Annotated in this window: 8 protein-coding genes, 1 pseudogene and 1 CRISPR repeat array; all 9 genes and pseudogenes read left to right on the top strand. The window is 62.4% G+C overall.

Going from position 1 to position 10594, the window contains the following annotated elements:
* Positions 1–181: pseudogene (locus Q7S58_RS22350) on the top strand (recombinase family protein); the annotation flags it as partial.
* 244 nt (positions 182–425) lie between these two features.
* Entirely contained in the window at positions 426–3077 is a 2652-nt protein-coding gene (gene cas3, locus Q7S58_RS20065) for a CRISPR-associated helicase Cas3' (RefSeq protein WP_304830281.1), read from the top strand.
* Positions 3070–4623: a type I-E CRISPR-associated protein Cse1/CasA gene (gene casA / locus Q7S58_RS20060; protein WP_304830279.1), complete on the top strand. Its 1554-nt coding sequence runs from the start codon at positions 3070–3072 to the stop codon at positions 4621–4623. The genes cas3 and casA overlap by 8 nt, the downstream gene beginning before the upstream one ends.
* Entirely contained in the window at positions 4604–5137 is a 534-nt protein-coding gene (gene casB, locus Q7S58_RS20055; protein ID WP_304830277.1) for a type I-E CRISPR-associated protein Cse2/CasB, read from the top strand. Before casA ends, casB begins: the two co-directional genes overlap by 20 nt.
* Positions 5134–6318 carry a type I-E CRISPR-associated protein Cas7/Cse4/CasC gene (gene cas7e / locus Q7S58_RS20050; RefSeq protein ID WP_304830275.1) on the top strand — a complete coding sequence of 395 codons (1185 nt, stop codon included), beginning with the start codon at positions 5134–5136 and terminating at the stop codon, positions 6316–6318. Before casB ends, cas7e begins: the two co-directional genes overlap by 4 nt.
* A 3-nt stretch (positions 6319–6321) precedes the next feature.
* The gene (gene cas5e, locus Q7S58_RS20045; protein ID WP_304830272.1) at positions 6322–7056 is read left to right on the top strand and encodes a type I-E CRISPR-associated protein Cas5/CasD; all 735 of its coding nucleotides are present in this window, start codon (positions 6322–6324) and stop codon (positions 7054–7056) included.
* Positions 6965–7798 carry a type I-E CRISPR-associated protein Cas6/Cse3/CasE gene (gene cas6e / locus Q7S58_RS20040; RefSeq protein WP_370655561.1) on the top strand — a complete coding sequence of 278 codons (834 nt, stop codon included), beginning with the start codon at positions 6965–6967 and terminating at the stop codon, positions 7796–7798. The genes cas5e and cas6e overlap by 92 nt, the downstream gene beginning before the upstream one ends.
* Positions 7791–8675 (top strand): type I-E CRISPR-associated endonuclease Cas1e, encoded by an 885-nt coding sequence (gene cas1e / locus Q7S58_RS20035; protein ID WP_304830270.1) that lies wholly within the window; start codon positions 7791–7793, stop codon positions 8673–8675. Before cas6e ends, cas1e begins: the two co-directional genes overlap by 8 nt.
* Positions 8653–8967 carry a type I-E CRISPR-associated endoribonuclease Cas2e gene (gene cas2e / locus Q7S58_RS20030; RefSeq protein WP_304830268.1) on the top strand — a complete coding sequence of 105 codons (315 nt, stop codon included), beginning with the start codon at positions 8653–8655 and terminating at the stop codon, positions 8965–8967. Before cas1e ends, cas2e begins: the two co-directional genes overlap by 23 nt.
* 92 nt (positions 8968–9059) lie before the next feature.
* Positions 9060–10551: a CRISPR direct-repeat array (repeat unit 28 nt; unit sequence GGTTCCCCCGCGCACGCGGGGATAGACC).
* Positions 10552–10594 lie beyond the last annotated feature (43 nt).

Here is a 10594-nt window from a genome sequence, read left to right as displayed (position 1 = left end):
ATGGTCGAGGTGTTCGACGCCCAGGGCGTCTCGTTTGTGTCCGTCACCCAGCAGTTCAACACCACCACGTCGATGGGTCGGCTCACGCTGAATGTGCTGCTCTCGTTCGCGCAGTTCGAGGCGGGAAGTGACCACGCGCGAGGTTAGCTCGCTGGCCGAGGTTGCCCGGCGCGAAAGTCTCCCCAAGCGCTCTGTCGAGCGGCTTACCAAACTGGCGTTCCTCGCACCTAGGATCGTCGAAGCCAGTCGAGGGTCGCGCTGAGGCTGGTCTTAGTCTCCAAATGCTCATGGTCGGTCATTTCGAGCTATCGCCAGACTGGAGCGACCAACAGCGAGAACTCGGACTCTGACAACCGCTGTCACCCGAAGCCTCTATATTGCATTGTCAAGGGTGGCCCTGTCGGGCAGGTTTGGAGGCATTCCGTATGAAGGCGCCGATTGTTGATTTTTGGGGTAAGTTTTCCCAGAGCCAAAACGACTGGCATCCGCTCATCGATCATTGCGCCGATGTTGCAGCCTGTTGTGAGGCTCTACTTAAGCTGACCTTGCTTCGCCGGCGTATTGCCCGGCTGGGGGATCTGGATGATCTCTCGCCGTCGCAGGTGTCGCGGCTATCAGTGCTGGCCGCCTATCATGATGTGGGCAAGTTTAATATCGGCTTCCAAAATAAGGCGGCGCAGCGACCCTTGTTCACCAACGGTCATGTGCGCGGAGCAATAGCGCTCATCCAACAAGGCCGATTCAAGGAGAGCGAGCGGCTACGCGAGAGTCTATCGCTTGATATGATCGATTCCTGGGGTCCTGACCGCTGCGCATTGCGGCTCTTGGTTGCAGCGATCGCTCATCACGGACGCCCCGCTAGCTTTGAGCAATCCGGCTCTGATTTCACCTCGATAGCTTGGAGACCCGTCCGCGGCCTTGATCCCTTCGGTGGCATCGCTCGACTTCGCGAGCGTTCGCTTTCCTGGTTCCCCGATGCTTTCACATCCGGCGCTGACCCACTTCCCGCGACCGCCACCTTTCAGCACGCTTTCAGCGGACTCGTAACTCTCGCTGACTGGATCGGTTCGGATACTCGCTTCTTCCCTTTTAGCGAGGATCTGACTCGTGACCGGATGGATATCGCGCGCGCAGGCGCCCGTCGCGCACTGCAGGCATTCGGCATCGACGCATCCGGCGCGCGCCATCAACTAGGAGTAGCGCCCCCGTCGTTCGCGTTGCTTTCCGAATTCGAGCCACACGCTTTCCAGCGCGCGATACTCGATCTGCCGAACGCGATCGGAGGTTCCTTGACGATTCTCGAGTCTGAAACCGGTTCCGGCAAGACAGAGGCGGCGCTCGCGCTATTTCTTAAACTGTTCCATGCGAACGAAGTCGATGGTCTCTATTTCGCGCTGCCAACCCGGACCGCAGCCACGCAAATCCACCGTCGTGTGATCGCCGCAGTTGCGCGAGCTTTCAAGCATCCTCCACCGGTAGTTCTTGGCGTTCCGGGATACATCATCGTCGATGACCACGAGGCCCATCGTCTTGCGGACTTTCAGGTCCTCTGGAATGACGACTCCGATGAGCGCTTCCGGTATCGCGGATGGGCGGCGGAGAGTCCCAAGCGTTATCTAGCCGGGCCGATTACCGTCGGAACTGTAGATCAGGCTCTCCTCTCAACTCTGATGGTCAGCCATGCGCACATGCGGGCGACCGCCCTACTGCGCAATCTGTTGGTCATCGACGAGGTTCATGCGTCAGACGCTTATATGATCGCACTGATGCGCGAGGTGCTCGCGAATCATCTCGCCGCCGGCGGCCATGCCCTCCTGATGTCGGCGACGCTTGGTTCGTCCGCACGCCGGATCCTGCTCGCTTCTGCTTTCGGCGCCGCACCCGCGTCCCTTCCGTTAGACGAGGCGAAAAACCTCGCATATCCAACGCTGCTATCGCACCGACCAGACGGGATGAAGGAGATAGCGATCGATTCTGATTCGCAATCCAAGCATGTATCTCGCGAATTGAGCCCCTCGGCTGACGACCCTCCTTCCATCGCTCGAATCGCCACCGACGCAGTCGCCTCGGGCGCGCGAGTCTTGATAGTCCGCAATACCGTCGCCGATTGTGTGGCGACTCAGCTCGAGGTCGAGCGCGAAGCCAATGCCCGTGGCCTGCGCAGAGAGCTATTCGGATGCGGGACGGTGGTAGCGCCCCATCATTCGCGCTTTGCCACTGAGGATCGCCGGGATCTCGATCTCGCGCTAGAAAACCGTTTCGGCAAGGTCACCGACTCCTCGGCGCTCCCCTGCATCGCGGTCGCCACGCAGACGGTCCAGCAGAGTCTTGATATCGACGCCGATCTGATGATCACGGACTTTTGCCCGATGGACGTGATGCTGCAACGGGTCGGCAGGTTGCATCGACACTCGCGTCCGCGCCCCGCTGGGTACACCCATCCGCGCCTGATCGTGCTGACTCCGGCGGAACGCGACCTGACCCCTCTGATTCGTAGTAATGGCAAGGCGCCAGGGCCCCACGGTATCGGCACCGTCTATGAGGACCTGCGCATTCTGGAGGCTACCTGGCGCGCACTCGAATCATATCCGGAACTCACTATTCCGCTGATGAATCGAGAGCTGGTCGAGGCAACGACTCATCCGCAAGCGCTCCGTGCGATCGAGTCGAGCCTCGGACCGAAGTGGCACGCGCACGGCCAGGAAGTATCGGGAGCCTATTTGGCGATGAAGCGCGTGGCCAAGCTCAACTGTATTGACCGGACGCTTCTGTTCGGTGACTTTGAGTTTCCCAGCAAGGAATTGGAACAGAGAATTCAGACCCGGCTCGGCGAGGGCGATCGTATCGCGGAATTTCCGGCACCGCTCAAGTCGCCATTTGGCAACGAAATCCGCCGCCTGACGATTCCGTATTTCCTTGCGCGCGGCATCGAGAAGGAAGCTCAACCCATACTCGAAACCTCGAACGCAGACGCAATCGAGTTCTCCTTCGGTTCCCGGCGATTCATTTACGACCGGCTCGGTCTTCGCGCGGCCGGCCAACCATCATCAGAAAGTGAGGATGCTGCCGATGCCTGATCTCATGTTCAACCTGTTAACCGATTCTCTCTTCAGCATCGACGCGGGCGGCACTGCGCGCTTCGCCGTATCGCTACCGGAAGTTCTTGCGCGCCTCGGCGGCGACCAAATGACCGAGTTCAGCGCCTTGCAACCGCATCAGCAGCATGCGTGGCACGCCTTTCTGGTTCAGCTCGCAGCGATCGCACTTCATGCGTCTGGCGCCGAGCCGGCCGTGCGAAGCGCCGATCAGTGGCTGACGATGCTCCGCCATCTCACCGGCGGCGACGACGCGCCCTGGAGCCTGGTTGTCGCCGATCTTGCGAAGCCGGCGTTCATGCAACCGCCCGTCCCGGAGGGAACGTTGGAGGGATGGGCCCCTGTACCTTTCCCTGACGAAATCGACATCCTCGCCACTGCTCGCAACCACGACGTGAAGTCATCTCGAATCGAAGCGCCGAGGCCCGAGCATTGGATCTACGCGCTCGTCACTGTGCAGACGATGGCCGGATTTGAGGGCCGCAGCAAATACGGAATTGCCCGCATGAACAGCGGCTTTGGAAATCGCCCGTGCCTTAGCGCAAGCTCCGACCTCTCCGCGCCCGTTCGCTTTCGCCGCGATCTCGCGATCCTGCTCGAGCAGCGTCCCCGGATGATCGAGACCTACGGCTATCAGCAGCGTGGAGGCGCCGCGTTGCTGTGGACTCCGAGCTGGGATGGCCAGGAATCGGGCCGCCTCGCGCTCGAAGACTGCGATCCTTTCTTTATAGAAGTTGCGCGCCGCGTGCGGTTCGTCGCCGACACTTCGTCGCGCCTGTCGGTGTTTCGCAAGGGTACCAAGCAAGAACGCGTCAACTCCGACGAGCGCAAGGGCGACCTCGGCGATCCTTGGGTTCCCATTAGTCGGGACGGCAAGGCTTGGACCGCCACGGACCTTTCGTATCGTCATCTCTGCCGGGTTCTCTTCACAGAGGATTTTCTGCGTAATTCCGCCGCCCAAATCAGACGGGACGACGGCGACTCGCCGGTCATCCTGGCTCAGGTGCTCGCTCGTGGCCAAGGGAAAACTGATGGTTATCACGAGCGGATGATTCCGGTCACTCCAAAAATCCGGGACTTCTTCGTTCGACCGGATCGCAATCAGCAACTCGCCGCGCTAGCGCGCAATTTCGTACAGATCGTCGATGACGTCGAAAAGAAAGTCCTTAGACTCGCGTTGCTCGCGCTGATCCAGGGCGGCCCTGACAAGATCGACTTCCAGGACCGGCGGCCCGACGGTCTCGTCAACGAACTCGACTCCGCGATTGACCGCATATTTTTCCCGCGCCTGTTCGAACTGGCCGGCGGCGACGACGCCGGCGCCGCGCTCGACATCTGGCGCAAACAGACACTCGACCTCGCCCGCCAAACCCTCGAACAGGCCTTCGACAGCATCCCGATTCCGCTCGCGCGCCGCTACCGCGCGATCGCGATGGCCGAGCGAATCTTCAACGGCGCAGCCCGCAAACTAAATCCCGAGCAACACACGCACGAGGAGGAGATCCCCGATGGAACAAGCACCAGCTGAAACCTCAACCCTGGCCTCACTGGCCGGCCGTCTTGCTGCATTGATTAGCGACGGCCTGTCGCCCGGCGACGTCGCCACGATGCGCCGGATGCGGCCCGACGAGATAGGCGCGCCGATATTCTGGCGGCTCGCCGCCTCCGAGTTGGCAGGCGAGTTCACGACCGAAGGACCGCGGCGCGACCGGCAGGAACGACGCTGGGCCGTCATTCTGCAAGCGATGGCTGAGATGCGCCATCTTCACGACCCGCGCAAAAGTCTCGGCGCGTCCCTCGCCGATGCCGACATCGCCGAACAACGTCTGCTCAAGCTACTCCGCGCTGGCGATGACGCGCTGTTCGACGCGGTCCGGGTCATCGCGCATCACCTTGCCACACGTGGCGTGGCGACCAACACCGCCGATCTCGCACGCCTGATCCTTAGCGACGGCGGTCCCAACCAGGAATCAGTCCGCAGGAAACTCGCTCGCGACTTTTACGGTGCTCAATCAAGAAAGGAGACTGCAAGCGCATCATGAACAATCCCCGCTTTATCCAAATCCATTTCCTCACCTCCTACCCCGCCTCGCTGATCAACCGCGACGACGTTGGTTTCGCCAAGCGCATCCCCTTCGGCGGCGCGGTGCGCACCCGGATCTCGTCGCAATGCCTGAAACGTCATTGGCGCCGCGACCAGAATGAATACTCGCTGTCCTCGCTGGTGGACGACAACATGTCCGTGCGCTCTCGTAGAACCTTCGACGAGCATCTTTATAAGCCCCTGCTTGCCGATGGCGTCGCCGAACCGCTCGCCCGCGCGGTGACTTCCGAACTGATGACGGTCGTGCTCGGCATGAGTGCCGGTAGAGAGAAGCGTGCCGCCAAGGAAGATCCGGCAAAACCGGTTGAAGTCGCCAGCGCCCAGGTTACCGTTTTCGGCAAGCCCGAACTGCGATTTCTGCTCGAGCAAGCGCGCGCGATCTGCAAGGAAACATCAGATTCCAAAAAGGTGAAAGAAGCTGTCAAGAAGCATCTAGACAGGGATCGCGCCGAAAATCTTCGCACCCTTAAACTCAACGCCGGCCTCGACGCCGCCCTCTTCGGCCGCATGGTCACCGGCGACATCTTCGCGCGCTGCGATGCCGCGATTCACGTCGCTCACGCCTTTACCGTTCATGGCGAAGCTGCCGAGAGCGATTACTTCTCAGCCGTCGATGATCTCCTATCCGACGGCGACTCCGCGGAACTTGGCAGCGGCCATATCAACACCGCCGAACTTACCACGGGCCTCTTTTACGGCTATGTCGTCGTCGATATTCCCTTACTGACCAGCAATCTCGGAGATGATCGCACGCTAGCCGCCAAAGTCGCCGATCATCTCGTCCACCTCGTTGCGACTGTTACGCCCGCGGCAAAGATCGGTTCTACCGCGGCCCATTCCTACGCTGACTTCATCCTAGTCGAAGCCGGCAAGTCTCAGCCCCGCACGCTCGCCAACGCCTTCTTGCGGCCGGTCCGTCCAGAATCCGACCTGCTCGCGAGTACCTACCATATGCTCGGCGATCATCTCGGCAATCTCGATCGCGCCTATGGCCGAACCGATCGCAAGTTCCTCGCGGTGGACCGCGCCGACAGTCTCGGCGAATCTTTGCCCGATGCCGAACGCGCGTCATCGCTGAACGAGCTAGCCCAATGGGCCGCCGCACGGATCGGAGGTTAGGCCATGCCGCAAGTCCTGATCCTCCGTTTCGATGCGCCGTTGATTTCTTTTGGCGGCGTGATCGTCGATGAAAATGGCGTTACGCGCCAGTTCCCCGGCTGCGCGATGCTGACCGGGCTGCTCGCCAATGCTCTCGGCTATGATCATTGCGATTTCCCGCTGCTCCAGGCGCTCCAGCAGCGGCTGCGTTATGCCGTCAGATGCGATCTGCCGGGGCGTGAGATCGCAGACTTCCAAACCGTCGATCTTTCTCCGCTATGGATGCGGCAGGGCTGGACCACTCGCGGAATCGTCGAAGGCCGCGCGGGCGGGACCGCCAGCACGGGAACCCACATCCGTCATCGCCGCTTCATCGCAGATTCGGTCCATACCATCTCGCTGACCTTGATCGACGAGGACCGCCAGCCCACGCTCGACGATCTCGAAGCCGCCTTGCGGGAGCCTGCCCGTCCGCTCTTCATCGGACGCAAGCCGTGTCTGCCGTCGGAACCGATCCTGTGCGGCCGCGTGAACGCCTCGACACTCTTGGGCGCGCTCGAATCGTATCCGTTATCGTTGCGAGCCCGGCCAGGCCATCCGTTCAACGCGTGGTGGCCGGGCGACGAGGACGTTGGCCGCCCCGAGTCGAGATTGATTCCCATCACGGATGAACGTGACTGGCGCAACCAAATCCACGTCAGCCGGCGCTGGATTCATGAGGGTATCATCAATGTCGATAAACCCGCTGTCGATGATTAGTCTCGAGTTCGATCGCGCGCGACTGGCCGCGCTCGGACGTTCCTTTGGTGTTCCTCTTCACGCCGTAGATGATGGATACCTGGTTCATTGCGCGGCTCGAGCGCTCTTTGGCGATACTGCCCCGCAGCCATTTGCCTTGCGTCCGTCCCGCGGACGCAACTTGCGCGCCCTCGGCTACTCTGTGGCAAGCGCCGACGATCTGCGCGCTCACGCCCACACCTTTGCCGAGCCGATCGCGTATGCGGCTTGCAATCTCGAAAGCATCGTTGGCAAACCGATGCCGGCTGCATGGCGCCTCGGCACGAAGCTCGGGTTCGAGGTCCGCGCCTGTCCCGTCAGCCGCTCCGATGGCGCCACAACTCGCGTCGCCGATCCGGCAGTGCGCCCCCGCGCCGAAGTTGATTGCTTCCTATCCGCATGCCGCCGGGCGGGTGAATCGGCGCGCGTAGTCCGCGAGGAGATCTATCTCCAATGGCTGCACCGCGAACTTGATCGAGGCGGCGCCGCGAAACTGGTTTCAGGCCGGATGCTCTCGTTCCGGCGAGTGCGCCTTTCCCGCAGCACTCACGCCGGCGTTCGCGCGATTAAAGTCTGCGAACGCCCGGACGCCATCTTCGCCGGTATCCTCGAGGTCGCCGATCCGCAAGCCTTCGACACTTTGCTGCGGCGCGGCGTCGGCCGTCATCGAGCCTTCGGGTTCGGGATGTTGTTGCTGCGGCCAGTGGGACACCTCGATGCTTAAGGGGCGGCTCGGTCTCGAAACCGCGCGCATCCCGCAGGCCGATCGCCATGGGCTGCTGTGGCTTGGCCGCGGCAACCTAACGGTCGAGGATGGGACCCTGCGCTTCACCTCGGCGGGCGATATCGATCTCGCGCCCGGCGAATATCTTATTCCGTTTCAGATGGTTTCCTGCGTATTGCTCGGGCCAGGCACCACCATCAGCCACGATGCCCTGCGGCTGCTCGCGCGCCATGGCACGGGCTTGATCATTACCGGCGAAGGAGGGGTCCGCCTCTACGCCAGCATGCCGTTCGGTCCCGACGATTCCGCGCTGGCCCGCAAGCAAGCGACGCTCTGGAGCGATTCGGGCCAACGCATGCGGCTGGTGCGCCGGATGTATGCCTGGCGGCTTGGCGAAGTGGTGCCGGATACGGACCTCGATTCTCTGCGTGGCCTCGAAGGCGCGCGAATGCGTGAAACTTATAAGTTACTCGCGCGCCAATTCGGCATCGATTGGGCCGGCCGCCACTATGACCGCAGCAACCCCGAGCATGACGACCTCCCCAATCAGGCCATCAATCACGCCGCCACCGCAGTCGAGGCCGCCGCGATGGTCGCTGTCGCGGTCGTCGGTGCGCTGCCTCAGCTCGGCTTCATCCATGAGGATTCGGGCATCTCGTTATGCCTCGATATCGCTGACCTCTATCGGCATTCGATAACTCTGCCGGTAGCCTTCGGCGCTGTGCGCGAGTTTCGGCGCGACCCGCGCGGGGCCAAAACCATCGAGTCCATGACCCGCAAGCTCGCGGGGCGCACGTTCCGCAAGGAAAAACTGATCTCGAAGATGATCGACCACATAAAGGAGCTATTCGCCGATGACAGTAGTGGTGACCCGTGATGTAGCCGCGCGGTTCAGGGGTTTCCTGGCCTCGTGCATGCTCGAAATTGGCCCGGGAGTGTACACCGCCCCTCGAATGACGGTCGCGGTGCGCGGGCGGGTTTGGTCGGTGATGCAGGAATGGTACGCCGAACTCGGCGGCGGCAGCATCCTCATGACTTGGCTCGATCCGCACGCGGTGGGCGGACAGCAAATCGCGGTGGTCGGCACGCCGTCGTACGAATTGTTCGACCGTGACGGGATATTTCTGGCGCTGAAGCGTTCGTCCAGCATCGAAGACCGCGAAGACTGATTGAAGGGGTGAGCGCTTCGGGCGCTTGACCTTGTTCTTTGAAAAGTTAATATTCGCTTTATGTGGGCTAGGGTAGCCCACGCCTCGTAAGAGGTTCCCCCGCGCACGCGGGGATAGACCATTTTGACTGATGCGAACGGCGATGAAGTGATCGGTTCCCCCGCGCACGCGGGGATAGACCCTAGACCGTCTCGATCAGCGCTTGAAACGATAGGGTTCCCCCGCGCACGCGGGGATAGACCCCCCTGCTAAGGGAGCGTGTAGGTAGTCCGTAGGGTTCCCCCGCGCACGCGGGGATAGACCGTAAGTATCTGCGATCGCAGTCTGACTATTCGCGGTTCCCCCGCGCACGCGGGGATAGACCGCACGTCTTAGTCAAGCTGCCGAACGATGCGGAGGTTCCCCCGCGCACGCGGGGATAGACCCCGAGCTTGCGTCGTAGCATCGCCACCGTCAATGGTTCCCCCGCGCACGCGGGGATAGACCTTACGTCTGCCACCTAGCCCGCCACCCGCTAAGGGTTCCCCCGCGCACGCGGGGATAGACCGTCGTGCTTCCGACCGGTTGCTTTTTTACGACGGGTTCCCCCGCGCACGCGGGGATAGACCCGAGAACTAGCGTGCGGCATCGACAGCGGCATCGGTTCCCCCGCGCACGCGGGGATAGACCGCCACTTCCACGCCGTCGAAGAAGCGTACTTCGGGTTCCCCCGCGCACGCGGGGATAGACCGCTACGTCTGGTGTGCAGACCTGGCCTGTCGAGGGTTCCCCCGCGCACGCGGGGATAGACCCCAGCAGTTGGCAGCGCCTACCCCTGTCAAGGCGGTTCCCCCGCGCACGCGGGGATAGACCGGTGCGAAGCGCGACGGCGAAGCGGGCGGCCGGGGTTCCCCCGCGCACGCGGGGATAGACCGCCGAGCTGGTGGGGCGCGACGATCGGCCAGGTGGTTCCCCCGCGCACGCGGGGATAGACCGTTCGGCTGCGAGCTTAGCGACTTCGGGTTCATGGTTCCCCCGCGCACGCGGGGATAGACCTGTCGATTACTTTCTGAGATACCCTCGCTTCGAGGTTCCCCCGCGCACGCGGGGATAGACCTCGTGCGGCAGGATTATGGGTGGATCGCCCCGGGGTTCCCCCGCGCACGCGGGGATAGACCCTACAACGGCTCCGGATATTTTCCGGTGGCTGCGGTTCCCCCGCGCACGCGGGGATAGACCGCGGCGGGCGAGCGACCCTGGCGGTGGGGCGATGGTTCCCCCGCGCACGCGGGGATAGACCTTTATCGGCGCCGGCCTGATGCGCCCGGAAAATGGTTCCCCCGCGCACGCGGGGATAGACCCAGTTCGCCATCGTCGCGAACGCCTGATTCAGGGGTTCCCCCGCGCACGCGGGGATAGACCCGCGCCGCCGCCGTCCGGGATGCACATCGCTACGGTTCCCCCGCGCACGCGGGGATAGACCTCAACTGCTGACTATAGAACCCATTGGCTCCGTGGTTCCCCCGCGCACGCGGGGATAGACCCCCTTCAAAAGCTCTGAGCACAGCGGCGGCGGCGGTTCCCCCGCGCACGCGGGGATAGACCCTATTTGTTTGGCTCGAGCAGCGGCTCGACGGCGGTTCCCCCG

It is taken from the genome of Candidatus Binatus sp. (assembly GCF_030646925.1).
In the GTDB taxonomy this organism is placed as follows: domain Bacteria; phylum Desulfobacterota; class Binatia; order Binatales; family Binataceae; genus Binatus.
The sequence above is the reverse complement of the archived record's forward strand: the minus strand, read 5'-3'. Positions and strand labels throughout refer to the sequence as shown.

Coding starts and splice junctions, on each gene's coding strand:
- cas3 (WP_304830281.1), top strand. CDS start 426: ATGAAGGCGCCGATTGTTGATTTTTGGGGTAAGTTTTCCCAGAGCCAA.
- casA (WP_304830279.1), top strand. CDS start 3,070: ATGCCTGATCTCATGTTCAACCTGTTAACCGATTCTCTCTTCAGCATC.
- casB (WP_304830277.1), top strand. CDS start 4,604: ATGGAACAAGCACCAGCTGAAACCTCAACCCTGGCCTCACTGGCCGGC.
- cas7e (WP_304830275.1), top strand. CDS start 5,134: ATGAACAATCCCCGCTTTATCCAAATCCATTTCCTCACCTCCTACCCC.
- cas5e (WP_304830272.1), top strand. CDS start 6,322: ATGCCGCAAGTCCTGATCCTCCGTTTCGATGCGCCGTTGATTTCTTTT.
- cas6e (WP_370655561.1), top strand. CDS start 6,965: ATGAACGTGACTGGCGCAACCAAATCCACGTCAGCCGGCGCTGGATTC.
- cas1e (WP_304830270.1), top strand. CDS start 7,791: ATGCTTAAGGGGCGGCTCGGTCTCGAAACCGCGCGCATCCCGCAGGCC.
- cas2e (WP_304830268.1), top strand. CDS start 8,653: ATGACAGTAGTGGTGACCCGTGATGTAGCCGCGCGGTTCAGGGGTTTC.